This is a genomic window from Streptomyces sp. Da 82-17, assembly GCF_046098215.1.
Classification (GTDB): Bacteria; Actinomycetota; Actinomycetes; order Streptomycetales; family Streptomycetaceae; genus Streptomyces.
This window is the reverse complement of sequence record NZ_JBJURH010000006.1, coordinates 260,224-283,541: the sequence shown is the minus strand read 5'-3', so window position 1 is coordinate 283,541 and position 23,318 is coordinate 260,224. Positions and strand designations below refer to the sequence as shown.

Annotated in this window: 26 protein-coding genes and 1 tRNA gene; 25 read left to right on the top strand and 2 right to left on the bottom strand. The window is 70.5% G+C overall.

Features of this window, described 5'->3' with window-relative positions:
• Positions 1–407 precede the first annotated feature (407 nt).
• From ACIDOF_RS13060 to ACIDOF_RS12955, 22 genes are all read left to right on the top strand, one after another.
• Positions 408–629, top strand: a complete 222-nt coding sequence (locus ACIDOF_RS13060; RefSeq protein ID WP_409005992.1) for a hypothetical protein — start codon at positions 408–410, stop codon at positions 627–629.
• Complete coding sequence (locus ACIDOF_RS13055; protein WP_409005991.1) at positions 626–1,072, top strand: Pycsar system effector family protein; 447 nt, start codon at positions 626–628, stop codon at positions 1,070–1,072. Before ACIDOF_RS13060 ends, ACIDOF_RS13055 begins: the two co-directional genes overlap by 4 nt.
• A gap of 217 nt (positions 1,073–1,289) precedes the next feature.
• Positions 1,290–1,550: a DUF6284 family protein gene (locus ACIDOF_RS13050; protein WP_409005990.1), complete on the top strand. Its 261-nt coding sequence runs from the start codon at positions 1,290–1,292 to the stop codon at positions 1,548–1,550.
• Positions 1,547–2,677 carry a hypothetical protein gene (locus tag ACIDOF_RS13045; protein ID WP_409005989.1) on the top strand — a complete coding sequence of 377 codons (1,131 nt, stop codon included), beginning with the start codon at positions 1,547–1,549 and terminating at the stop codon, positions 2,675–2,677. The genes ACIDOF_RS13050 and ACIDOF_RS13045 overlap by 4 nt, the downstream gene beginning before the upstream one ends.
• Positions 2,674–3,060: an RRQRL motif-containing zinc-binding protein gene (locus ACIDOF_RS13040; RefSeq protein WP_409005988.1), complete on the top strand. Its 387-nt coding sequence runs from the start codon at positions 2,674–2,676 to the stop codon at positions 3,058–3,060. Before ACIDOF_RS13045 ends, ACIDOF_RS13040 begins: the two co-directional genes overlap by 4 nt.
• 28 nt (positions 3,061–3,088) lie before the next feature.
• Positions 3,089–3,334 carry a hypothetical protein gene (locus tag ACIDOF_RS13035; protein WP_409005987.1) on the top strand — a complete coding sequence of 82 codons (246 nt, stop codon included), beginning with the start codon at positions 3,089–3,091 and terminating at the stop codon, positions 3,332–3,334.
• 176 nt (positions 3,335–3,510) lie between these two features.
• Positions 3,511–5,286 carry a type IV secretory system conjugative DNA transfer family protein gene (locus ACIDOF_RS13030; RefSeq protein WP_409005986.1) on the top strand — a complete coding sequence of 592 codons (1,776 nt, stop codon included), beginning with the start codon at positions 3,511–3,513 and terminating at the stop codon, positions 5,284–5,286.
• A gap of 195 nt (positions 5,287–5,481) precedes the next feature.
• Positions 5,482–6,426, top strand: a complete 945-nt coding sequence (locus ACIDOF_RS13025; protein ID WP_409005985.1) for an NlpC/P60 family protein — start codon at positions 5,482–5,484, stop codon at positions 6,424–6,426.
• Positions 6,427–6,514: 88 nt separating this feature from the next.
• A complete protein-coding gene (locus tag ACIDOF_RS13020) occupies positions 6,515–6,706 on the top strand; it encodes a hypothetical protein (protein WP_409005984.1) in 192 nt (63 codons plus the stop codon).
• A gap of 1 nt (position 6,707) precedes the next feature.
• Complete coding sequence (locus ACIDOF_RS13015) at positions 6,708–7,076, top strand: hypothetical protein (protein ID WP_409005983.1); 369 nt, start codon at positions 6,708–6,710, stop codon at positions 7,074–7,076.
• 2 nt (positions 7,077–7,078) lie between these two features.
• Entirely contained in the window at positions 7,079–8,263 is a 1,185-nt protein-coding gene (locus ACIDOF_RS13010) for a hypothetical protein (protein ID WP_409005982.1), read from the top strand.
• Positions 8,187–9,509 carry a hypothetical protein gene (locus ACIDOF_RS13005; RefSeq protein ID WP_409005981.1) on the top strand — a complete coding sequence of 441 codons (1,323 nt, stop codon included), beginning with the start codon at positions 8,187–8,189 and terminating at the stop codon, positions 9,507–9,509. The genes ACIDOF_RS13010 and ACIDOF_RS13005 overlap by 77 nt, the downstream gene beginning before the upstream one ends.
• Positions 9,503–10,948: a hypothetical protein gene (locus ACIDOF_RS13000; RefSeq protein WP_409005980.1), complete on the top strand. Its 1,446-nt coding sequence runs from the start codon at positions 9,503–9,505 to the stop codon at positions 10,946–10,948. Before ACIDOF_RS13005 ends, ACIDOF_RS13000 begins: the two co-directional genes overlap by 7 nt.
• A gap of 173 nt (positions 10,949–11,121) precedes the next feature.
• On the top strand, positions 11,122–11,346 hold the full coding sequence (locus tag ACIDOF_RS12995; RefSeq protein ID WP_409005979.1) for a hypothetical protein: 225 nt from the start codon (positions 11,122–11,124) through the stop codon (positions 11,344–11,346).
• A gap of 25 nt (positions 11,347–11,371) precedes the next feature.
• Positions 11,372–13,081 (top strand): DNA cytosine methyltransferase, encoded by a 1,710-nt coding sequence (locus ACIDOF_RS12990; protein WP_409005978.1) that lies wholly within the window; start codon positions 11,372–11,374, stop codon positions 13,079–13,081.
• A gap of 6 nt (positions 13,082–13,087) precedes the next feature.
• A complete protein-coding gene (locus ACIDOF_RS12985; protein ID WP_409005977.1) occupies positions 13,088–13,399 on the top strand; it encodes a hypothetical protein in 312 nt (103 codons plus the stop codon).
• Positions 13,400–13,420: 21 nt separating this feature from the next.
• The gene (gene ssb / locus ACIDOF_RS12980; RefSeq protein ID WP_409005976.1) at positions 13,421–13,891 is read left to right on the top strand and encodes a single-stranded DNA-binding protein; all 471 of its coding nucleotides are present in this window, start codon (positions 13,421–13,423) and stop codon (positions 13,889–13,891) included.
• A gap of 88 nt (positions 13,892–13,979) precedes the next feature.
• Positions 13,980–14,900 carry a bifunctional DNA primase/polymerase gene (locus tag ACIDOF_RS12975; protein ID WP_409005975.1) on the top strand — a complete coding sequence of 307 codons (921 nt, stop codon included), beginning with the start codon at positions 13,980–13,982 and terminating at the stop codon, positions 14,898–14,900.
• Entirely contained in the window at positions 14,897–15,268 is a 372-nt protein-coding gene (locus tag ACIDOF_RS12970) for a hypothetical protein (protein WP_409005974.1), read from the top strand. The genes ACIDOF_RS12975 and ACIDOF_RS12970 overlap by 4 nt, the downstream gene beginning before the upstream one ends.
• Complete coding sequence (locus tag ACIDOF_RS12965; RefSeq protein WP_409005973.1) at positions 15,265–16,533, top strand: DUF3631 domain-containing protein; 1,269 nt, start codon at positions 15,265–15,267, stop codon at positions 16,531–16,533. Before ACIDOF_RS12970 ends, ACIDOF_RS12965 begins: the two co-directional genes overlap by 4 nt.
• Before the next feature lie 157 nt (positions 16,534–16,690).
• Positions 16,691–16,879 (top strand): helix-turn-helix transcriptional regulator, encoded by a 189-nt coding sequence (locus ACIDOF_RS12960; RefSeq protein ID WP_409005972.1) that lies wholly within the window; start codon positions 16,691–16,693, stop codon positions 16,877–16,879.
• A 61-nt stretch (positions 16,880–16,940) separates the two neighbouring features.
• Positions 16,941–18,356, top strand: a complete 1,416-nt coding sequence (locus ACIDOF_RS12955) for a tyrosine-type recombinase/integrase (RefSeq protein ID WP_409005971.1) — start codon at positions 16,941–16,943, stop codon at positions 18,354–18,356.
• A 137-nt stretch (positions 18,357–18,493) separates the two neighbouring features.
• On the opposite strand, the gene ACIDOF_RS12950 is transcribed toward ACIDOF_RS12955, so the two are convergent.
• Positions 18,494–18,578 (bottom strand) — tRNA-Ser (locus ACIDOF_RS12950).
• Positions 18,579–18,687: 109 nt separating this feature from the next.
• A complete protein-coding gene (locus tag ACIDOF_RS12945) occupies positions 18,688–20,142 on the bottom strand; it encodes a S1C family serine protease (protein ID WP_409005970.1) in 1,455 nt (484 codons plus the stop codon).
• A 266-nt stretch (positions 20,143–20,408) separates the two neighbouring features.
• Between ACIDOF_RS12945 and ACIDOF_RS12940 the strand changes: the two genes are divergently transcribed.
• From ACIDOF_RS12940 to ACIDOF_RS12930, 3 genes are all read left to right on the top strand, one after another.
• Entirely contained in the window at positions 20,409–21,233 is an 825-nt protein-coding gene (locus ACIDOF_RS12940; protein ID WP_409006091.1) for a glycerophosphodiester phosphodiesterase, read from the top strand.
• A 185-nt stretch (positions 21,234–21,418) separates the two neighbouring features.
• Positions 21,419–22,033 carry an ATP-binding protein gene (locus ACIDOF_RS12935; RefSeq protein WP_409005969.1) on the top strand — a complete coding sequence of 205 codons (615 nt, stop codon included), beginning with the start codon at positions 21,419–21,421 and terminating at the stop codon, positions 22,031–22,033.
• A gap of 148 nt (positions 22,034–22,181) precedes the next feature.
• The gene (locus ACIDOF_RS12930; RefSeq protein WP_409005968.1) at positions 22,182–23,159 is read left to right on the top strand and encodes a DUF5926 family protein; all 978 of its coding nucleotides are present in this window, start codon (positions 22,182–22,184) and stop codon (positions 23,157–23,159) included.
• Positions 23,160–23,318: the final 159 nt, after the last annotated feature.

The window sequence follows — 23,318 nt, the reverse complement described above, 5'->3', positions numbered from 1 at the left end:
CGTCCGGCCGTCCCCACGGGGGCGCGTCGTACGGGCGGCGCTGAGGGGAGCCGGAGGAGCCGGTATCCGAGCGGTCCCCCGGGGTGCCACCCGAGGGACCGCGTACAGGCACCTGCAACCCAAGTAGGAGGCACCTGTGATCACGAGTCTGACAGACGCGGAGCGGGCCGAGCTGGCCCGCAAGGCGGCCGAGGCGAACAAGGCGAGCCAGGACAACGCCCGTGCACGGGGCGGCAGCTGATGGCCGGCGCCGAGCACGAGAAGACGAAGCCGCCGCTGCCGGTCCGTCCGCCTCGCCCGCATCCGCACGCGGCCTGACCGGCCACTGAACCACCGCCCCGAAGGTCGAAGGCCGGGTTCGACTCCCGGCCGGGGCACGACCAGGCAGACGACCAAGGAGGACCTTCATGGGCAGGCAGCAGGAGCAAGCCGAGACGACGCGCGGCCTGAGGGGCGCGCCCTTCTACCAGGTCGTGGCGTATCAGCGGGGCGTCGCCGTGTGCGAGGTCGCCAGCGTCGGGCAGGGCGTCGACGCCGCGACCGCCAGCTACTTCGCTCGCGACCTTCGCGAGGAGTTCCCCGGAGCGATCGTGGCGATCCTGCCCCAGAAGTCGGGCAGTTTCGCATGAGCGCCGCCGAGACACAGTTGAAGGCCGCGCACGCCGAGGTGAAGGCGGAGATCACGCGGACCGACACCAAGACCGGCTTGCTGCTCGCGTTCATCGGCGCGGTGCTCGCCGGTACGTGGAGCGCGGGCAAGGATCTGCCCCTGACCGTCTACGCGCTCGTGCCCGGCTTGGCCGGCATGGCGCTCCTCGTCGGTGCCGCCGCGCTGCTGCTGGCCTCGGTCCGCCCCAACCTGGGAGGTGACCACGGTTTCCCGCTCTGGGCGCGGCTCGACGCTGAGCAGATCCGCGAGCGGGTCACGGGCGACCTTGCCGAGGACATCGCGGGTCTCTCCCGGATCGCGGTCAAGAAGTTCACCGGCCTGCGTCGGGCGGTCGACCTCACCCGCATCGGTGGTGGCCTGCTGATCCTCGCGGTCCTGATCGCACTCGGGGGTGCGGCATGAGGGCCAAGACACTCATCGCTTGAACTTCCGCCGTTGAACTGCCATCAGCCCCGATGGTCGCGAGCCCGGGTTCGACTCCCGGGCGGGGCACTCCGGTCGCCGTCGGCGACTGCGCCGCTCGCTTCGGGCGGCTTTCCTCTCGTACGGCGTGCGCCCTCGGAGCGGCTACTCCGAGGGCGCTGTCGGGCCGTACTCGCCTGCTAGGGAGACACAACCCATGAAGCTCATCGTTCCCGTTCAACCGCCCGTTACCGACGCCGCGTTCGGCGAGGAGCCCTCGGCTGCGGAGCTGGACGCGATCGAGTCCGAGATGCCGGTGATCCGGGCCGAGGTCGAGCTGCTGGACGTGCAGATCTCGGTGCTGGACCGGCCGCGGACCGCGTTCGACGAGCGTCGGCTGCGGCGCGCGGCGAACAAGGTGCTGGCCGCCCGTACCGAGCTGGCCAACGCCGAGGTGCGGATGGGTGATGCCGCATGAACCTCTTCGCAGCTTCCCGTGATCGAGGCCACCAGGACGAGGACGGCCGCCAACCGCCTGCTGCGCCGCGGGACTTCGGGCACGGCCTGGCTGTACTGGCCCATGTGGGGCTGGTGGGCATCCTCGCGAGCGCCGTCACGTTCTCCACCGTGTCGACGTACCGGGCGATGGAGCCGTTCCTGCGCGGCATGTCGTGGACGGTCGCCGCGGTCCTGGACGTCCTGCTGCTGGCGGCGCTGGTCGCCGAGCGGCAGGCCGGCCCCGGGTCGATGAACCACCGCCGAGCCCAGTGGATCGGCTACGGCGTGATGGCCGCTTCCGGTGTCCTCGTCCTTGTCGAGGTCAACCGGTCCGGCACCTGGACCGATCCCGTGTCGTACGCGGCGCCGGTCCTGATGGTCCTGGCCAAGGTGCTCTACCAGTTTCTCGCCCCGATGCTCACCCGGGGCGTCTCGGCTGAGAAGCGCCGGGAGCTGCGCCGGCGGCGACAGGAGCGCGCCGACGCCATTGCCGACGCGCAGAACGAGCTGACCGAGCGGGTCGAGGACGCGCAGTTGGCCGCGCAGGCCGGTCGGCACTGGGCCCGCACCGAGTCGGCGTACGTGACCGCGACGGCGAAGGCGAACGCGGGCCTGGCCAAGACGTACGAGAAGCGGCGCGCGAACATGACGCGCAAGCCCGGCGTCGCGATCCCGGTCCTCGGCGACTGGACGCCAGTGTCCCCTGCCGTGTCCCCCGTGTCCCTCCCCCAGGGGCGAGAGGGGAGCCCCCTGGCACTTCCGCCCCGGAGCCCGGGGGCGGGACACGCGCAGGACACGCAGGTCAACGCCGGTTTCGACGCTGAGGGACACGGCGAGGACACGGACGGCATCGACCTCGTGGCCCTGCACGCCGCGGCGCAGGTCGCTGGGGTGGAGATGCCGGAGCCGGACGAGCCGCTGAACGACGAGCAGCTCCTGCTCGTGCTGCGGCACCTGCGGCACTCGACGAACCCGCCGCGCTCCTACCGTCAGGCCCTGAAGGCGTTCCGCAAGGCGCGGTTCGTGGGCAAGGAGGAGCGCATCCGCAAGGCCTGGGCCGCTCTCTGCAACGACGAGGAGGCCCAGCTCGACGAGGTCACGCAGTGAGCACCTACGCCAGGTGCTACGACCCGGACGGCGCCCTCTACGGCCTGCCCACCTTCCCGTGGCGCCTCGCGCCGGACGGCTACGCGACCCGCCGACAGCTGCGGGCGAAGGGGCTGCGGCCGGGCGGTCAACCGATCGTCGCCCAGCTCATGCGCCCGGCGCGGCGCCGTAAAACCGGGGTGAGCGTGGCCTACCTGTACCGGGTCGACCGCGCCAAGCCCGTCCGCCCGATGACGGCCCGGAAGTGGGGGGCGCTCGCACTGGCGATGCACGCCCGCCGCACCTGCCCCATCTGCCAGATCACCTACAGCTACTGCCTGCCGACCTCGCTCGGCATGTGCCTGCACTGCCACCAGAACCAGGACCAGCGCCCCGGCGCCTGAAAAGCCCACCGATCTAAGGAGATTGAGCGTGTCCACGCACACCGAGCAGACCACCAACACTGCCGCCGACCAGGCCCAGGGCACCCACTGCTGGGTCATGACCCTGGAGATCCCTGGCCGGGGATCTGGAACGACCTACGGGACGCTCACCCCGGCGCCCGGCTGGACCCGCTACGACGCCCTCATGGCCATCAAGGACGACATCGCCCGGCAGAACCCCCAGCTGACCAACGGCAACATCATGTTCTTCTCCATCGAGCCCAACCAGCTCTGAGCTGACGCGCGAGCTGCCGGCACCACTGATGAAGGCCGTCCCCAGTCGAGTTGGGGACGGCCTTCGTCACGACTGCCGGATGCAATCGGGCCCTTGAGCAGATCCGGTGAGCGAAGCGACCGCAGATCCGGTGAGCGCAAGGGTGCAAGTCACCTGGTGAGGAGACGAGGACAAGTATGGCCGACATCGAGGAACTTGACCTGGAAGAGGAGGAGGAGCGCGCTCCGTCGCGTGACCCGAACCGTAAGAAGAGCAAGTCCTCCAAGAAGGCACGCAAGTCGCTGTCGGAGGAGGAGAAGTGGGTTTCGGGCGGCCTGGCCGTCATGGTCCCGGCTGTGGGCCTGCTCTACCGCGACGAGATCGAGGCGTGGCTGTACGACAACCGCGTCTGGCTGATCGGTCTCGCGGTGCTCCTGCTCGGCTCCTGCGTCGTCGCGATGGGGCGGGCAGCCAGGGGCAAGAGGACGCGGGGGCCGAAGAGCCCCAAGGTGCAGCACACGGCCGTGTTCGGCGCTGAAGGGCTCGAACCGTCCCTGCCCGCCTCGGAGGCCGGTGCGGCTCCGTTCCCGGCGCCGACCGGCTCTGCAGGCTCAATGGGCGCGGAGGGAGTCGCACCTGCCCTCACCTCCTCGCCGTCTGCGGCTTTTCAGGCGCCGGCGCCGGATGATGCGCCTGCGCTGGCTGCGGCGCTGAAGCTGGACTACTCCGGCGGCAAGCCCCGTACGGTCCGCCGCGGGCGGGTCGAGCTGGGTGAGGAGTGGGTCATCGAGCTGCCCCCGGGTGGCGTGTACGGCGACCTGGCGAGCAAGGCCCACCGGATCCCTTCGTGGCTGGGCGTCCCTGACGAGTACTTCACGATGCGACCTGGGACGAACTCCCGCGAGGTGATCCTGTTGAGCCTGGACGAGCCGCTCTACAGCCGCGTGCCGGCGCTGCCGGATCTGCACGAGGCCCTCTCGCGGGGCATGTTGCCCGTCGGCTACGACATGAACGGCCGGGTCGACGAGATTCCTTCGCCGGTCGGGAAAACGCAGATGCTGGTCGCGGGCTCGACGGGCGGCGGCAAGACCGAAATGCTGAAGTACCTCGCCTATATCGCCGTGGTGCTCGGCTGGGACCTGGTCATTGTCGACGGCAAGGGCGACGGCGATTTCGCGTACCTCGAAAAGGTCTGCCTGATCTACGAAGAGGTCCCGGACCACCGCCGCATGATGCAGGTCAACGCCTTCGTCGAGAAGGAGCATCTGCGGCGGGCCGCCGAGAACGCGAAATCGGTCCGCTCTGGTGCTGGGAAGGTCCAGCACCGTCCGCTGCTCTACATCGTCGATGAGGTCAGCACCTACACGGACGAGGCTGACTCCAAGAAGGAGGGAGCCGAGTTCGAGACGAAGATGAAGGTGCTGTCCCGCAAGGTCCGTTCCTCGCGCATTCTGGTCGTCCTGTCGACGCAGAATCCCAAGGCCGAGGTGATCAACACGTCCATTCGTGGAAATCATCGCACCCGGATCGCCTTCGGCTGCGCTGACCGCGAGCAGTCCGACGTAATCCTCGGTGGCGGAACGGCCAAGGCCGGTTACGACGCGTCCAAGCTCCCCGACATCCCGGGGGTCGCGATTCTCCAAGTCATGGACAAGAACTGCGAGATTCGCGGGTTCATGGTCAGTGACGAGGAAATCAATGCGGCCGTGGACGCGCGGATGAACGAGGCCCATCAGGACGAACCGGAAAACGTCAGCCTCATTCGTGAGGCGTACGGCGACGACGAGTTCCTGTCGACCGCCGAATTCGCTTCCCGGCTGCGCGCGATGGGTGTCGACATTCCTGGCGACGACGATGCCGCTACCGGAAAAGCCGTCTCGGCGTGGCTGTCCGAGGCCGTCGGCCGGCCGGTCCCGGCCGTCCAGGAGGGCCGCGTACGCGGCCGCTGGCTGCGGGACATCGTCGACCGCTGACCGACCGTGCAACCCACCGTGCGGACACCGTGCGGCTCCTGTGAGAGCACCGTGTGCCGCACGGTGCTTCACGGTGCCCGCACAGAGCCCCGCACGGTTCCCTGCACGGTTCATGACCTGCATGAACACAGGAGAAGGGGTGGTGTGGAGATGAGGGGGTCCGGGATCGGTTTTCTGGTCGTCGGATCGTCCCTGATGGCCGTCACCGCGATGACCATCCAGGGCAACCCCGCCGTGGGCGGCAAGCCGACCTCGGTGGAGAACCGGGTCAAGCCCGGATCGGTGCCCGCGCAGTACGAGCGGATCATCAACGCGTGGGGGAATGAGTGCGACGCGATTTCGCCTCGCATTCTCGCCGCGCAGATCAAGCAGGAATCCAACTTCAACCCGAAGGCCGTATCTCCCGCCGGAGCCAAGGGGATTGCCCAGTTCATGCCGGGCACCTGGGAGGGATCCGGAATCGACGGCAACAAGGACGGAACGCGTGACGTCTGGGATCCAGAAGACGCGATCCCGTCGGCCGCCCGCTACATGTGCAAGCTGTCCAAGAAGCTGGAGGGTGTCTCCGGCGACAAGACGCGGCTCGCTCTGGCCGGTTACAACTCCGGCGAGGGGGCCGTGAAGAAGTACCGGGGCATTCCTCCCTACAGCGAGACCGAGAAGTACGTAGCGACCATCATGAAGTCGGCCGCGAGCATGGGACAGCCGGTCTCGAATCAGTCCAAGGTCGTGGTCGACGCCGTGAATTACGCCTCCCGGCAGATCGGAAAGGACTACGTCTGGGGCGGAAACGGCGACCAGGACGGCGGCTTCGACTGTTCCGGCCTCACCAAGGCGGCATTCGCTCAGGCCGGAGTGACCATTCCCCGCGTCGCCAACGACCAGTACGCCCACCTGGAAAGCCAGGGCGCGTTGGTCGAGAAGGGCGATCTGCAACTCGGGGATCTCGTGTTCTTCAGTCAGAAGAAGAAGCGCGGCAAGGCCGGTCCCCGCGATATCGACCACGTCGGTATCTACATCGGTCGCGGGCATTTCCTGGACGCCCCGCGCACGGGCGCGAAGATCCGCATCGAGCCGATGTGGTGGGACACGTACATGGGCGCCGGTCGCGTCTATCCCGACGACACGCAACAGGCCTGAGAGGACTGGGGCATTGATGTGTTACGTGACCGACGAAGGTGCGGTCAATCTCGTTGAAGCGGCCCGGAATTCGGGCTCGCTGGCTGCCTTGTCCGGCGTGGTGACGCTGCTGCTGCTCGTCGCCTCCCTCTCGTCGTGGGCGGCCCTTCGCGCGGCCCGCGAGATGCGTCGGCTGCGCGCCGAGACGGCCAACTACCCGCAGCCGAACGCCGGGTTCACGCCCGGCACGAACAGCACGGACGCCAACTCCACTCACCCGTACCCCCGTTGGGAGAACTGACATGAGCAAGTACTCCGACTTCATCGTGCTCGCCGCCAACGGCTGCCTCACGAAGACCGACGGCAGCCAGGACTGCTCCGAGGGCGCCAAGCAGGTCCTGAAGACGATCGAGGGCACCGGCCCGGACCTGCAGCCGGTCGCGGGCCTCCTGCCGCTGTACGCGATCGTGGCCGGGGTCCTGATCGGCGCGGCCCTGCTGATCATCTTCCTCGGGGGCATCGTGACCGTGGCCAGGGGCGGGTTCGCCGCCGGGTTCAAGAAGGACGGCAGGGCCCTGAAGGCCACCGGGATCACGATCGGCGGCCTGATCCTCCTGGCCCTGAGCTTGCTGTTCTTCGGTCCGGCCCTGAGCACCACGCTGGGAGGCTGACCGTGGCTGAAGACCCGTGCGCCCTGATCGACGGTCCGGCCAAGCCGTACTGCGAGCGGGGCAAGACCGACACCGGCGGCCCGCCGGGCGAAGGCGGACTCGACGGCTACGGCGAGGACATGCCGCCGGGACTGGGTGGCATGTGGGACCCGGTGGGCAACGCCGCGGACTGGGTCGCTGACCAGTCCGCGGCGCTGTACCGGCAGATGGACCGCCTGATGATGTCCAGTGCCTCCCCGCTCGGGGACAGCAAGGGCGAGGGCATCGCAGGCATCTACAACCCGATCTCGGGCCTGAGCCTGCTGATTGGAACGATCGTCCTGCTGGGCGGGCTCATCTGCTGGATGGCCCGCCCTTCGGGGCCCAACTTCCGCAAGACCGGGCAGGCCGGTGGCCGCTACCTGGTGCTGATCCTCCTGTCCACGGCCGCCCCGACCGTGATCGCGATCGCCGCGTACGGGCTGGGGCAGTTCTCCACGATCCTGTACGCGGACGTGGCCGACCGCCCGTTCAGGGGCATGGAGGCCACCATGCTCGGCTCGGACGCCAACCCGTGGGGCCGCTTCGCTCAGGGCTGTGTGGTCGTGCTGTCGATCGGCCCGCTGTGGCTGATGCGTGAGTTCTCCCCGCTGGCGGTGCTGCTGGCGATGGTGTTCCTGCCGCTGGCCGCCGCGTTCGGTGTGGCCAAGGGCTGGTGGCAGTCCGAGACCTTCCGCCGCCTGCTGCACCTGGTGGGCGCGGTCTTCCTGGTGCCCGTCCCGGTCAGCGTCGTGCTCATGCTCCGCCCGACGGCGCCGGAGGGCCCGGTGACGGACCTGATGCTGACGGCGGGCACCGGGGCGGTGTGCCTCTACGGCCTGCTGAAGCTGCCCTCGCTGGCGAAGAAGGCCGTCGCGAAGGTCACGCAGATGCCGAAGGTCAAGGCGCAGACCGAGGGGACCACGGCGGTCACGAAGATGCCCGCCGACCGTGAGCGCAAGGTCCACGCGAAGAACCTCGCCGAGGCGAGCGGCCAGACCAAGCCCTCGGGCAAGGGCAGCAAGCAGCCCGGCGCCGCGGGGACGAGCCGGTCTGCTCGTCCGATCACGCTGACTGAAGGAAGGAGCCGTCGTGTCCGAGTCGCGGACGTACCTGCTCGACCCGCTGTACGAGACGGAGATGCTCAAGCTCCCGCCTACGGGGGCTGACTACGCGGTGCTGGGCTCGGGCACGGTGCTGAGCCTGGCCGGGATGCTCGCCGCGTCCGGGAGCGTCGGCGGGATGCTGCTGAGCCTGGCCCCGGCCGCGATTGCCGGGGCCGGGGCCCTGATCAAGCTCGGGGACGCCACGGCCGTGGAGCGCATCGGCCGGCGCCTGGGCCACAAGGCCCGCATCCGGGCCCTGAACCCGCGCGGTGAAGAGCGGGACTCAGCGACGGCGAGCCCGCACCATGCGGCGTTCACCGGCGTCAACGAGCTGCGCTTCCACGAACGGGGCCAGGCGGCTTTTCCGCAGGGGCGCGGGCGGGCGCTGGCCGCGTTCGGGTGGGTCACCGACGGAGCCTCGTTGAAGGACCCGGCGCTGATGTACCGGGCCCATGACGAGCTGGCGGCTTTCCTGGAGTGGGTGGCCGCCACCGGGCCCGGCGCGTGCGTGCGGATCGTGCACGAGGTCAGCCCGTACGGCGACGACGAGGTCGACGTCCGCACGACCGGGTCGGACGAGCTGGCCGACTCCTACCGGCAGCTCGTCGACCTGGTCGGCGGCGCGTGCGACGCGCACACCACGGTCGTCGTCCTGTCGACGCCCGCCCCTGGTGAGGAGCCGGAGGAGGAACTCGCCTGGCTGCAGGCGGCCTACGAGCAGGCGGTCTCCTGCGGGATGGAGACCGGCCCGCTGTGGGACATGCGGGCCTGGTCCCACGCTCTGCCCGCGCAGCTGACCGACGGCCCGTTCGAGGTCCACGAGGACCACTTCCGGGCCGACGGCCTGCTGCACGCGACGGCGGACGTCGCCGACTTCCGCCGCGGGCAGCGCTCCGCGTCGTTCTGGCGGCCGATGGTCACGACCCTGCCCCGCGTACGCCGCACCACAGTCGTGGAGTACCTGCCGCAGGACCGGCGCCGCGCGGAACGCCGTTTGGAGACCGGGGAGATGCTGCGCACCGCCACGGCGCGCAGTGAGGACGACACCCGGCGCGAGAAGACCTCCACCCGAACCGGCCGCAAGGCGGCGGACGTTCACGAGGAGGACCTGGAGAACGGCGCGACCTACGTGCAGGTGGCCGCGCGGATCACCGTGCACGCCGCCGACGAGGCGGAGCTGAAGGCCTTCCGTACGGAGGTCGAGCAGGTCGCGGTCTCCGCGGGGGCCCGCCTGGCCTGGATGGACCGCGAACACGAGACGGGGTGGCGCTCGGCGCTGCCCCTGCCCGGAGGTGAGTTCACATGCTGACGACCACGCGGCAGGCCATCGGGCTCTTCCCCGGATACGCCTGCCAGCCGGTCACCGGCGGGGCCCTGATCGGGGCCTCGCTGCTGGACGGGTCGCCGTTCCGCTTCACGGCCGTCGACTGCGACCAGGAGATCCTGCCGAGCACGGGCGTGGCCCTGCTCGGCGTGCTCGGCAACGGCAAGTCCACCAACACCAAGATCATGGCGCTGCGCGACCTCGCCCGGCAGGGCCGCCGGTACGCGGTCCTGGACGCCAAGGGCGAGAACGGCGTCGGCGAGTGGGACTCGATCGCGACCGCGCTCGACGTGACGCCGGTCAGGTTCGGCGACGGCGTGTGCATGAACCCCCTCGACGAACGGATCCCGCCCCTGCACCGCGTCCAGCTGGTCGCGGCACTGGCGGAACTCGGAGGACAGCAGCCCCTGTCCTCCGGGGCCCGCATGGCCCTGGACGCCGCGATCGACACTCCCGAGGCGGTCACCCTCTCCGGGCTGATGAACGCGGTCACGTCCCTGCCCCACGACGCCATCCCCGGGCGTTTCACCGCCGAACAGCTCCTCGCCTTCGGCCAGGAAGTCGTCCAGGCCCTGTCCCCGTTCGTACGGTCCGCGACCCGGGGCATGCTCGACGGCCCCACCACCGTGTCCTTGGACGAGCGGCTGACCGTGTTCGACTTCAGCCGCATCGACCGCACCTCCGTCGCCCTGCCCGCCCTGATGTCCGTGGTGGGGGTGTTCCTGGAGTCGGTGTGGCTCGCCCAAGGCGGCGCCGCCCACGGGCTGCACTCGACGCTGATCGTGGAGGAGGCCTGGCAGATCCTCAAACACCCGGCCACGGCAGCACTGTTGCAGCGGATGATGAAGTACTCCCGCCGCGAGGGCCTGTCCGTGATCTCGGTCGCGCACTCCCCGAAGGACGCGAAGTCCGAAGAGGCCAAAGACCTCCTGCGGCTCGCCTCCACCAGGGTCTTCCACCAGATGGACGCCGAGGACGCCGCTCTGTGCGGGAGCATGTTCAGCCTGCCCGCCTGGGCGGTCGAGCAGATCCCGCTGCTGGGCCGCGGGCAGGCCATCTGGCAGACCGGCCGGCACGTCCACCTCGTCCAGACCCTCGTCACCGACTTCGAGAAGAAGCACTGCTTCACCTCCCAGCGCCGCGACGCCGCCCAAGGCCACACCCCCGAGCCTGAGTCCGTGGACGAGCCGACCGGCGAATGGTCGTGGGCCATGCCGCCGAACGTCATCGACACCCGGCACGACGAAGCCCTCCAGGCCGCCCGCGAGGGCCGCCTTTCCGAGGCCGCCGACCTCGCCGCCCTCGGCGAGCGCCAGGACATCAACGCCTACGGCATCAACTCCCAGCAGGTCGCCCGCTGGCGCCAGACCCGCGCCGAACTCGTGCACCTGTCCAAGCGGCCCGCCACCGCGGCCGGCCGCTGAAACGCCGCGTACGAACCCTGCTCCGGCCGCCCCGCCCGGTCCTCACCCCGCGCACGGGTGAGGACGGGACAGGCCGACCGGCCGCATCACCATCCGACCGGCCTTTTCCCCCTTTCACCCACCTCCAGCAGTGCGATCACGCCTGCGCTCAACTCCCGAGGAGAGATCCCGCCGTGGCGAAAGGCCCCGCCGTCATAGGTGTCCTGACCGAGCCCGCCCCGCCGACCTGGTGGAAGGCCAACCGGCACTACGTCTTCCTGGTCCTTGGCCTCGTCCTCGGCTACCTCCTCTTCGGCCAGGACAGCGACGCCACCCCCAAGCACCCGGCCCCCGTCCCGGCCCGCACCGCCCCCGCCACTTCGAGCGACAACTCGCCGACCCCGAGCGCGTCCCACTGACCTCGGCTGCAAGGGAGAGGACCCGATGATGTATCGGCACGACAGCGAACTGTCCGGCATGGACTGGTTCTGCGGCGCGGGCGGCAGCTCGCAGGGCATGCACGCCGTCCCCGGCGTCCACGTCGAACGGGCCGCGAACCACTGGAAGCGGGCGATCGAATCGCACGCCGAGAACTTCCCCAAGACCTCTCACTACCAGGGCGACATCCGCAAGGCACCCGTGTGGGAGTGGCCCGTCACCGACCTCTTCTGGGCCAGCCCAGAGTGCACGAACTGGAGCGTCGCCAAAGGCCGGAAGCGGGACTTCGACAGCGCGATGCAGGGCAGCCTCTTCGACCTCCTGGCCGGCCTCGACGAGGAGGACGAGCCGAGCGCCGAGGAGGAGTCCCGCGCGCTGATGGAGGAGGTGCCGCTGTACCTGCGCGGTGTCCAGGAGCGCGGCGGCCTGGTCAAGGCCGGGATCGTCGAGAACGTCGTCGACGTGCGGGCCTGGGACCAGTGGGACCGCTGGATCGGCGAGATCCACAAGCTCGGCTACAAGACGCGGATCATCGCCCTGAACTCCATGCACGCCAACCCGCGCTCGGTTCATGCGGCGCCGCAGTCCCGCGACCGCCTGTACGTCGGCTACTGGCACGAGTCGATCGGCCGGACCCCCGACTGGGACAAGTGGTTACGCCCCCGTGCCTGGTGCGAGGGCTGCGGCCAGCACGTGCAGGCGATCCAAGTGTTCAAGGACCCCAAGCGGGACATGGGCCGCTACCGGCAGCAGTACGTGTACCGGTGCCCGAACACCCGCTGCCGCAACCAGGTCGTCGAGCCGGAGGCCCTGCCCGCCGCGGCGGCGATCGACTGGTCCATCCCCGGGCAGCGGATCGGGGACCGGGCGAAGCCGCTCGCGGAGAAGACGCTGAAGCGGATCGAGGCCGGGCTGAAGAAGTTCGCGCAGCCGGTGCCAATGATGGTCCCGGCCGGGGGAACGTGGCGTGACGCCGCGGTGAGCGTCGGCGAGCCGATGCCCGCCCGCACGACCCGCGAGAACGACGCCCTCATGGTGCCGCCCCTCATGGTCCCCGTCGAAGGCCGGGACGGGAAGGACGCGGCGTCCGCGCTCGGACCTCTGCGCACCATGACGACACGCAACGAGACAGGCCTGGCCTGGCTGCCGTTCATCGCCGAGCTGCGCGGCGGCGGCAGCGTGGCCCGCTCCGTGACCGACTCCCTGGCCACCGTCACGGCCTCGGGGAACCACCACGGGCTCGTCACGCCGCCCATGCCCGCCTTCGTGATGCGGAACAACACCCCGCGCGGCGACGCCGGGCAGATGTGCACCAGCCCCGCTGAGCCGTTCCGCACGATGACGACAGCCGGACACCAGTCGCTCCTCACGTGGGAGCACATGCTCGTCCCGTACTACGGCAACGGCACCCCGCGCACGGTCAACGAGCCCATCGGCGCGCTCACCACCCGCGACCGGTACGCCCTCATCAAGGGCGAGATCGACATCGACGACGTCCTGTTCCGCATGCTCGAACCGCACGAGATCGGCCGCGCGATGTCGTTCGCCGACAGCTACGTCGTCCTCGGCAACAAGCGGGAGAAGGTCCGCCAGTACGGCAACGCCGTCACCCCGAACGCCGCCGAGGTGCTCGTCTGCGCCCTCGTCGAGGCCATCACGGGCGAGGAGATCGAACGGCACTCCGCGCCCGATTCCACTCCCGTGCTCGCAGCCTGACCGATCATGAGCCCCCGGGTCTGGCCCCCGGTCCTGGACTGGACGGCCAGCACGCACTGGGACTACGAGGCCGCTGCCACCGACAGCCCCAGGCCATGCGTCCTGTGCGGGAAGCCCAGCCTCCTGCTGTCCGACGACGGCAAGCCCTGCCACAAGGCCTGCGCCGAGGACTGGTTCGAGCAGCACCCCGACGCGTGGGCCGCCTTCGAGAAGAAGCGCGACCTCGCCAAGGCCAAGAAGGCCAAAGTCGCCGCCGAGCTACAGCGGCGCGAACTCGAACAGACCGACCTCTTCAACCCGGCGGCCAAGGCCGCCTGACCTCAACCGGAAGGAACCCCCGTGTCGTTCGGAGAGACCCCGATCACCGTGATCGGCAACCTGACCGCCGACCCCGAGCTGAAGTTCACCGACAACGGCTCCGCGCTCGCGAAGTTCACCATCGCCGCCACCCCGCGCGTCTTCGACCGCGAGAGCAACCAGTGGAAGGACGGCACCGCGACGTTCTTCCGCTGCGCCGCCTGGCGACAGCTCGCCGAGCACGTCGCCGAGTCCCTGTCCAAGGGAGCCCGCGTCGTCGCCCACGGCCGCATCCGCCAGCACAACTGGCAGACCCCGGAGGGCGAGAACCGCTCGATGCTCGCGATGGAGGTCGACGAGATCGGCGCCTCCCTGCGCTTCACCAACGTCGCCATCGACGCCAAGCGCCCCGCCCCGCCGGCCGCGAGCAGCGGAGGGGACCCGTGGAACACCGCCGCGGCCCCGGCCCCCGCGGCGGCGGCCTCCGGCAGCGGCGAGCAGCCGCCGTTCTAGCTGCGCCAAGGGCGGCCCCCTCGTCTCGCCAAAGTCGCGGGGCCGCCCTTGTCCACCTGCCATCAACAGACCTGTGGAGGTCTCCAGCATGACCCAACCCCATCCCGTGACGCGAGAGCGCCTGCTCGACTCCGCGCTCGCAGCAGCCGCCCGCGGCTGGCACGTCCACCCCCTGCGCCCCGGCGCCAAGGGCTCCGCGCTCCACGGCGAGCGCTCCTGCACCCGCCAAGGTGTCTGCGCCGACGGGCACGTGAAGTGGGAGCAGCGCGCGACCCACGACGCCGAGCGCATCCGCCGCACCTGGGGCGCGGGCGGCTTCAACGTCGGCATCGCCCCCGGCCCTTCCGGTCTTCTGGTCGTCGACCTCGACGTGCCGAAGGACAAGGACAGTTCAGGCGCGCCTGGCGGCGCGGACAACTTCCAGGCGCTCTGCGAGCGCGCCGGTCAGCCCTGGCCCGCCACCTACACGGTGCGGACCCCCAGCGGCGGCCTGCACCTGTACTTCCACACCACCCACCGCCTGCCCAGCACCGCCAGCACGCTCGCCGCGCTCATCGACACGAGGGCGTGGGGCGGCAACGTCGTCGCCGCCGGATCCACCACCCCGCAAGGCCCGTACGAGGTCGACGTCGACAGGCCCGCGGCCGAACTCCCGGGCTGGCTCCTGGACTTGCTGCAGACCCCGGCCGCGCCCGCGAAGCCCGCCCCCGCCCTGACGGCGCCACTGCTGGTCTCGTCCTCGGTCACGCGCCGCGCGAGCGTCGCGCTCGACCGCGAGACCGCCGAGGTCGCCGCGACGGGAGAGGGCGGGCGCAACAGCCGCCTGCTGGCGGGCGCCCGCTCTCTGGGGCGCTTCGTCGCGTGGGGCGAGATCCCCCGGCACGTGGTCGAGGAGGCTTTTCAGGCGGCCGGGGAGTCGGCCGGCCTCCCGCCGCACGAGTGCCGCACCACGATCCGCAGCGCCCTGGACTGGTCCATCCGCACCGCCCGCCCGCGGGAGGCCGCGTGACCACCCAGCCCCGCCCCCACCTGAAAAGCCTCCCGGTCGTCCCCGAACAGCCCAGCCTCGCCGACAACGCGCTACCCGCAGCTGGAGAGGGCGACGACAAGAAGGTCGCCCGTCAGGGCGTCCTTTCAGCCCTTCCCACCCAACAGCCCCGGAGCGGCCCGGCGCCGCGTGGTGGGCGCTTCCCCGTGGCCTGGCTGCAGGTCGCGGCGCCGCGCGGCGCGAGGCCGACCGGCACGTCGATCTGCCTGTGCGGCCGCGACCGCTCCGCGATCGGCCAGACCGACGTCCTCGCGCTCATCGCCGACCACCAAGCCCACAAGACCCTGTGCCCACTGCGTACCAACACCGAAGGGAGGAACGCCGCATGACCACCAGCACCAAGCAGCCGACCGAGCCGATCGACGGCGCCCAACTGCTCGACGAGGTCGAAGCGTTCCACCGCCGCTTCAACATCTTCCCCACCGAGCACGCCTACGTCGCCGTCACCCTCTGGGACGCCCACGCCCACCTCATGGACGCGCTCGACGGCACCGCCCGCCTCGCGTTCCTCTCCCCGGAACCCGGCTCGGGCAAGTCCCGAGCCCTGGAGATCGTGGAGACCCTCACCCCGCGCGCCGCGACCACCGTCAACGCCTCCGCGAACGCCCTCTTCCGGCTCGTCGCGGCCGACGGCGGCACCCCGACGGTCCTCTTCGACGAGATCGACACCGTCTTCGGCCCCAAGGCCGGCGGCAACGAAGAGGTCCGCGGCTTCCTCAACTCCGGCTACCGGCGCGGCGCGAAGTCCCTGCGCTGCGTCGGCGACGGAGCCAACCAGAGCACCGAGTGGTTCTCCTCGTTCTGCGCCGTCGCCATGGCCGGGCTCGGCTCCCTGCCCGACACGATCCTGACCCGCTCCGTCATCATCCGGATGCGGAAGAAGGCCCCCAACGAGTCCTGCGAGCCCTACCGCCGGCGCATCCACGAGAAGCAGGGCCACGCCCTGCGCGACCGGCTCGCCGACTGGTGCTCCACCATCGAGGACCAGATCGCCGAGGCCTGGCCGGAGATGCCCGAGGGCGTCGTCGACCGGCCCGCCGACGTCTGGGAGCCCCTCCTCGCCGTCGCCGACGCCGCCGGCGGCCACTGGCCCGAGCGCGCCCGCGCCGCCTGCGTCGCCCTCATCAAGGCCGCTTCCGAAGGCGACGAAGCCTCCCTCGGCGTACGGCTGTTGACCGACCTGCGCGACCGCGTCTTCTGCGGCGCCGACCGGATGCCCACCGCCGCCATCCTCGAAGTCCTCCTCCAGCTCGACGACGCCCCCTGGGCCGACCTGAGCGACGACGGCCAGAGCAGCAAGCCGCTCACCGCCCGCGCACTGTCCAGGCTCCTGAGCCAGTACGTCCGCCCCGACAACACCCCGATCAAGCCGCGCGGCATCCGAGTCGGCAGCGGCACCCCGAAGGGCTACTACGCGGACGACCTCGCCGACGCCTGGGCCCGCTACTGCCCCCCTCCCCCTGGAAAGTCCGCAACATCCGCCACAGCCGCAACATCGCAGGTCACAGGGGGTGAATCTGTGGCGGAAGGCCCGTCGGAGACCCGCCACATGCACGCGGAAACCGACACGCGCCCCCTCCGCAGCGTCAGCTGACCCACCCCACCCGAAGGTGCCGCCACGACCGACCTCGTGGCGGCACCTATCCGCAACAAAACCGCCGTCCGCCACAAATCCAAGCCGCTGACCAGCAATGTTGCGGCGTGGCGGATGTTGCGGATTCTCCAGAAGGCCCGAACGAGGAGTCGCAACGATGGCACGCCCCAAGATGCTCAAGCTCCCCGAAGTCCTCGCCGAGATCGGCATGAGTCGCGCCGCCTTCTACCGCATGCGCGCCCGCGGCCAAGCCCCACGCCTCCGCAAGCTCCCCAACGGCCAGGTCCGCATCAGCCGCGCCGACTTGGACGCGTGGTGGGAGCGCTGCGACCAGGAAGCCGCCTAGCTCAGTCCGCTTCACCGGGGCCCGCGCTCACCGCGGGCCCCCTCTGTTTACCTGGAGAAGCATGCTCACGTACGACGTTGTGATCTGGTCGATCCGAAAGCGCGCCGGCCGACCGAGGCCTTGGGAGGTCCGCTGGAAGGTTGGAGCGCGGCCTCACTCCCGCGGCTTCGCGCTCAAGACCCAAGCAGACGGCCGCCGCGCCGAGTTGATGTCGGCCCTGCGGGACCAGCAGCAGTTCGACGAGGAAACTGGACTGCCCGCACGTGAGTTGGCCGCTCGCACGTCACCCACCTGGTTCGAGCACGTGACTGGGTACGTCCTGATGAAGTGGCCACGCGCAGCCGCTAAGCACCGGGCGAGCATCGCGGAAGCCCTCGCCGTGGTGACCCCGGTACTCGTCACGAGCAAGCGGGGAGCGCCCCGCCCCGAAGTGCTCCGTGCTGCCCTCTACCAGTGGGCGTTCCGGGCCGTACGGGGGCCGGAGGGGGCATGGGTTCCGCGTCATGTCGCCGAGGAAGCGCCCTCCGAGATTCGCGCCGCGCTGGACTGGGTCTCCGCCCGTTCCGTCAAGGTCAAGAGCCTGGAGGACCCCGCCCTTCTGCGCCCCGCCCTGGAGGCTCTTTCGCTCCGCTTGGACGGAGGTAAAGCGGCCGAGAACACGGCCCGACGCAAGCGCATGGTGCTGAGTAACGTGCTGCGCTACACGGTCGAGGAGAAGGGGTTGCTCGCATCCAATCCGCTTCCTCGCGTGGACTGGACTCCGCCCGAGAGCGACGACGAGATCGACTTTCGGTACGTGCCAGACCCTTCGCTGGCCCGCTCGCTGTTGGGTGCGGTCCGCGACTCAGGAGCACGTGGGGAGCATCTGCACGCGTTCTTCGGATGCCTCTACTACGCGGCCATGCGGCCGGGTGAGATCGTCGCGCTCACGGAAGCGGACTGCACCTTGCCGCCGAACTCACCGGAGTCCGTGAAGGAGTGGGGCGAACTGCTGCTCGGCGAGAGCCGCCCCGAGGTGGGCGGCGGCTGGACCGATGAGGGCACTTCGTACGAGAAGCGCGGCCTGAAGCGGCGCAAGCGCGGAGCGACGCGCACCGTGCCGATTCCACCGGTTCTCGTCCACCTGCTGCGTGAGCACATCGCGCGATACGGGACGGCAGAGGACGGGCGGCTGTTCCGGGCCGCGCGGGGCGGTCGTGTGGCATCCACCGAATACTGCGACATCTGGGAGGCCGCTCGTGGCGCCGTGCTCTCACCCCGCGAGATGAAGTCCGAACTCGCCGCTGTGCCTTACTCCTTGCGGCATGCAGGCGTGTCCCTCTGGATCAAGTCGGGCGTCGACCCGGCCGAGGTCGCCGCTCGCGCCGGCCACAGCATCGCCGTCCTGTACCGGTTCTACGCAAAGATCCTGAAGGGCGGTCAACAACACTCCAACGACCTGATCTCGCGCGCGCTCGACGAGGGCTCCGCGTCCTAGGTCTGGCCCACACATGGCCCACACGCACTGGTCAGCGGTGGGATACGGGCGAGAAGGGGTGAGACAGGTTGAACGTGAAAGGGGTGCCTCCGAGACCGGGGCACCCCTTCTGACCAGCGCCGGAGCTGACCTGCGTGCGGTGGGTGTGGGATTTGAACCCACGGTGACTTGCGCCACGACGGTTTTCAAGACCGTTCCCTTAGGCCGCTCGGGCAACCCACCCTCGCCCCGCCTCACCTGCTGCGGAGCGGGCTACAGCCTACCGGCCCGAGCGGCTCCCGTGGGCGTTCGGGCCGGTTCCCGGATCTTGCGGTCCGCGTGGCGCGCGGGGTCAGTCCTCGCCCTTGCTGCCCAGGACGACGTCCACCGTCCGCTCCTCGCCGCCGCGCTCGAACGTCAACTTGACCGTGTCGCCCGGCTTGTGGGTCCAGATCTCGCTGATCAGCGTCGGGCCGCTGTCGATCGGGCGGTCGTCGAGCCGGGTGATCACGTCGCCGGGCCGCAGCCCCGCCTTGTCCGCGGGCCCGCCCTTGGTGACCGGCTCCGAGCCGCCCACGCCCTCGTTGGAGATCCGCGCACCGTCGTTCGTGCTCTCGTCCAGGGAGACGGAGGCGCCGATCATCGGGTACACGGCCTTGCCGCTCTTGATCAGCTGGTCCGCGACGTTCTTCGCCTGGTTGATCGGGATGGCGAAGCCGAGACCGATCGAACCGCCCTGGCCGCCGCCGAGCCCGCCGCCGCTCTCGGCCGGCTTGATCGCCGAGTTGATGCCGATCACCGCACCGCGCGCGTCGAGGAGCGGCCCGCCGGAGTTGCCCGGGTTGATCGAGGCGTCCGTCTGCAGCGCGCTCATGTACGAGTTCTTCGAACCTGTGCCGTCCCCGGAGGCCACCGGGCGGTTCTTGGCGCTGACGATGCCGGTCGTCACCGTGTTGGACAGGCCGAAGGGCGCGCCGATCGCGATCGTCGAGTCGCCGACGGCCACCCGGTCCGAGTTGCCGAGCGGCAGCGGCTTCAGGCCGGAGGCGTTCTTGAGCCGCAGCACCGCCACGTCGTACCCCTGCGCCAGGCCGACGACCTGCGCCTCGTACTTCTTCCCGTCCGAGAACGTCACCTGGATCCGGCCGCCGTCCGCCGCCGACGCCACCACGTGGTTGTTGGTGAGGATGTGGCCCTGCTTGTCGTAGACGAAGCCCGTGCCCGTACCGCCCTCGCCCTGCGCGCCGCCGCCCTGCGCGTCGATGGTGACGACGCTGGGCAGTGCGTTCGCCGCGATGTTCGCCACCGTGCCCGGCTCGCGCTTGAGGTCGGCGGGGGTGTCCGACGCGGAGACCGTCGTCGAGTCCACCGCCGAGTCGTTGCGCTCCGCCGCCCAGTACCCGATCCCGCCGCCGATGCCGCCGGCGAGCAGCGCCGCGATCAGCACTCCGGCGACGAGCCCGCCCTTCCGCCGGGCGGGCATCGGCGCGGGCGGCTGATACCCCGCACCCCAGCCGTGGCCCCCGCCCCCCTGCGCGTACGCGGGCACGGCGGGCGGCACCGGCGGAACGCTCCCGGCGCCTGCGCCTGCGCCCGCGCTCGCGTCCGGTCCGGCGCCCGCCGGGGGCGGCGGCACGGGCGGCAGCGGCGCGGTGTGCTGCTGATCCGCCGAAACCGTCTGCTGCTCGCCCGGCCGCGCCTCCGCCGAAGGCGTGTCGGGAGCGGCCGCCGGAGGCACAGGCACGGAAGGTGCGGACGGGGCGGGGGTGACCTCGTTGCCCTCGTTGCCCTCGTTCTCGGTGCTCACAGCTCTCTCTCCTCGATCCACGGCGCCTCGTCGTCCTGACCCGGCTGTGCGGTTGTGCGGTTGCAGTTCAGCTTTTCCCACTGTGTGGTTTCAGCTTTTCCCATGGGACGTCAGGGGACCATAAGCCGCACCTGTGCGTCCTGCCGTCACCCTTTATGTCGGACCAAACGGGCGCACCCACCCCTCGGGGGGCCGCACGGGACAAGTTCCACGAGTGACACCATGACGCGGTGACTTCCGCACCACAGACACCTCCCGCGGGCCCGATCCGCCCCTTCGCCGGGACCCCTCAGGTCGTCGCGCACAGAGGCGCTTCGGACGACGCCCCGGAACACACGCTCGCCGCGTACAAGAAGGCCATCGAGGACGGCGCCGACGCGCTGGAATGCGACGTCCGGCTCACCGCCGACGGCCATCTCGTGTGCGTGCACGACCGTCGCGTCAACCGTACGTCAAACGGCCGCGGCGCCGTCTCGACGCTCGAGCTCGCCGATCTCGCCGCCCTCGACTTCGGTTCCTGGAAGCTCCGGGCCGACGCCGAGGAACCCGCCGAGGCCCCGGACTGGACCGAGAACCCCGACCGCGCCGACACCTCCGTGCTGACCCTGGAACGGCTCCTGGAACTGGTCGCCGACGCGGGCCGCCCGGTCGAGCTCGCCATCGAGACCAAGCACCCCACGCGCTGGGCCGGACAGGTCGAGGAGCGGCTGCTGCTCCTCCTGAAGCGCTTCGGCCTGGACGCCCCGCCGCCCGAAGGCCCTTCCCCGGTACGGATCATGAGCTTCTCGGCGCGCTCGCTGCACCGCGTGCGGGCCGCCGCGCCCACGGTCCCGACCGTCTACCTGATGCAGTTCGTCTCGCCCCGCCTCCGCGACGGCCGGCTCCCGCGCGGTGTCGGAATCGCCGGCCCCGGCATCCGCATCGTCCGCAACCACCCGGCGTACATCGAGCGGCTGAAGCGTGCCGGAAACCAGGTGCATGTGTGGACGGTGAACGAACCGGAGGACGTGGACCTCTGCGTGGAGCTCGGCGTCGACGCCATCATCACCAACCGCCCCCGCGCGGTGCTCGATCAACTCGGCCGCCCCTGAAGCCCCTTGCGCCCCGAGTGCCGCTGCCACGCCCTGCGCCCCTGGTACCAGATCCGGCACTACGCGCGCGTGCCGCCGCACCTGCGGTCACGCGCCCGCGAGGCCCCTCGGGCAACCCCCAGCCGCCTCTGGTGTCACTCACGCAGAGTGCACCGGCGCGTTCGGCCCGTACGCGATCGTCACGAGTGCGTCACCAGAGGCGGATTGGCCGGTTTCCGGTCCAGTCCAGTGGGGCATTCACACCGTGGCGTGGGGCAAAGGAGGTCTCGGGGGTGGCGTTGGTGGTGGCACAGGAGGTGCCCGCGTCGTCAAGCATGGCCGTACCCCATGGTCCTGCGGGCGTGGGCGAGGCGCGGCACCGGATGCGTGATCAGCTGCGCATCAGCGGGGTGTCGGATGCGGTCATTGACGACGCCGTCCTGATCCTTTCGGAGTTGCTGAGCAACGCCTGCCGGCACGGCAGGCCGCTCGGCCGGGGATCGATGGTCGGAGACGGAGACGTACGGGCCGCGTGGCGGGTGGAGCCCGCGGGGCGGCTCACGCTGGAAGTGACGGACGGCGGTGGTCCGACCCGCCCGGTCCCGGCCACGCCCTCGGTCACCGCGCACGGCGGCCGCGGGCTGAACATCATCACCTCCCTCGCCGAGGACTGGGGCGTACGGGACGACGCCGCGGGCGAGGTCACCGTCTGGGTCGTCCTGAAGGACGTCTCGTGCCGTACGGAGTTCGCTACGCGCGTCGCGGCCCCCGCCGGCGTCGCCGAGCTCGAATTCGCGGACCCCTTCGAGGACTTGGCCTGAACCCACGGGCGTCGCCCGGAAGCCCTGCCGCGCGGGGCCCGGCCCGGCTCGTTCGCGTTCCCGGTTGTCCACAGGCAGCACGGCCCCCGCGTACGAACGGCTAGGCTCGCGCCCGTACGCAGGAAGACGTCACCGGGAGACACCCACGATGGCCAAGAAGCGCCCCCAGACCAAGGGCCAGCCCAAGGGCAAGAAGGCACAGCTCACCGATGGAGAGATCCCGGTCGTCGGCGCCCGCGAGCCCTGCCCCTGCGGCTCCGGCCGGAGGTACAAGGCATGTCACGGCCGCGCCGCGGCGCACGCGGTGACCGAGCTGGTGCACCGCCCCTTCGAGGGCCTGTCCGGCGAGGGCGACTGGGTGGCGCTGCGCGAGCTGGTGCCCGCCGCCACCGCCGAGCTCACCCTGAAGGACGGCCTGCCGGAGGGCGTCCCGTCGGTCACGCTCGCGACGGTGCTTCCGATGGCCTGGCCGGGCCTGCGCCGCGAGGACGGCTCGGTCCTGATCGGCCTGCAGAACGACATGGCGTCCGGCGACCTCAGCCGTGACCTGGCGGACACCCTGCTCCAGGCCCTGGAGACGGAGCCGGGCAAGCCGGTGTCGGGCCGCCGCGCTCCGGCCGACGGCCCGCGGCTGCAGGACCTGCTCGACCCGGCCGCGCCCTTCGAGCCGGTGGTGCACTCGGGCTTCGAGTTCTGGATCCCGGACTCGGAGAACGCGACGCCGGACGTGGCCGCCTCCCTGGAGCGCGCCAACGCCGCCGCGATCCCGACGGTCAAGCTGACCGGCGTGGAGTCGGCGTACTGGTGCGAGACCCCGGAGAAGAACCACCTGCGCTGGGTCATGCCGCACCCGGAGGAGAAGCTGCTCGACGCCCTGGCGCGGCTGCACGCGGCGGGCACCTCCGGCCTCGGCGAGGGCACCCGCCTGGTCGGCTCGTTCCGGGCGCACGGCCTGGTCGTGCCGGTCTGGGACCTGCCGAGCGCGGTGCAGGCGGCCGACGTGGAGAAGCCCGCCGCCGAGTTCACGGAGCGCCTCGCGGCCGCGCTCGCCACGGACGCCCCGCTGACCGCCGAGGAGCGCCGGGCCCGCGGCGGCCTCACCAACCGCCAGGTCACCCTGAACTGACCCGGAACCGACCCGACGGACACATCCGGAACGGCCCGAAGCTGCCGGGAACATATGACTCGCGTCACAACTCCCGGTAAGTACAGGTAAATCCGTGTCCGAATAGCCGAGATCGAATTTGCGAACCGCCGATCTCTTGTTACCGTTCAGGTAGCCCGG

Coding starts and splice junctions, on each gene's coding strand:
- ACIDOF_RS13015 (WP_409005983.1), top strand. CDS start 6,708: ATGAGCAAGTACTCCGACTTCATCGTGCTCGCCGCCAACGGCTGCCTC.
- ACIDOF_RS13030 (WP_409005986.1), top strand. CDS start 3,511: ATGGCCGACATCGAGGAACTTGACCTGGAAGAGGAGGAGGAGCGCGCT.
- ACIDOF_RS12990 (WP_409005978.1), top strand. CDS start 11,372: ATGATGTATCGGCACGACAGCGAACTGTCCGGCATGGACTGGTTCTGC.
- ACIDOF_RS13050 (WP_409005990.1), top strand. CDS start 1,290: ATGAAGCTCATCGTTCCCGTTCAACCGCCCGTTACCGACGCCGCGTTC.
- ACIDOF_RS13060 (WP_409005992.1), top strand. CDS start 408: ATGGGCAGGCAGCAGGAGCAAGCCGAGACGACGCGCGGCCTGAGGGGC.
- ACIDOF_RS13025 (WP_409005985.1), top strand. CDS start 5,482: ATGGCCGTCACCGCGATGACCATCCAGGGCAACCCCGCCGTGGGCGGC.
- ACIDOF_RS13055 (WP_409005991.1), top strand. CDS start 626: ATGAGCGCCGCCGAGACACAGTTGAAGGCCGCGCACGCCGAGGTGAAG.
- ACIDOF_RS12955 (WP_409005971.1), top strand. CDS start 16,941: ATGCTCACGTACGACGTTGTGATCTGGTCGATCCGAAAGCGCGCCGGC.
- ACIDOF_RS12930 (WP_409005968.1), top strand. CDS start 22,182: ATGGCCAAGAAGCGCCCCCAGACCAAGGGCCAGCCCAAGGGCAAGAAG.
- ACIDOF_RS13045 (WP_409005989.1), top strand. CDS start 1,547: ATGAACCTCTTCGCAGCTTCCCGTGATCGAGGCCACCAGGACGAGGAC.
- ACIDOF_RS12985 (WP_409005977.1), top strand. CDS start 13,088: ATGAGCCCCCGGGTCTGGCCCCCGGTCCTGGACTGGACGGCCAGCACG.
- ACIDOF_RS13000 (WP_409005980.1), top strand. CDS start 9,503: ATGCTGACGACCACGCGGCAGGCCATCGGGCTCTTCCCCGGATACGCC.
- ACIDOF_RS12965 (WP_409005973.1), top strand. CDS start 15,265: ATGACCACCAGCACCAAGCAGCCGACCGAGCCGATCGACGGCGCCCAA.
- ACIDOF_RS12975 (WP_409005975.1), top strand. CDS start 13,980: ATGACCCAACCCCATCCCGTGACGCGAGAGCGCCTGCTCGACTCCGCG.
- ACIDOF_RS12960 (WP_409005972.1), top strand. CDS start 16,691: ATGGCACGCCCCAAGATGCTCAAGCTCCCCGAAGTCCTCGCCGAGATC.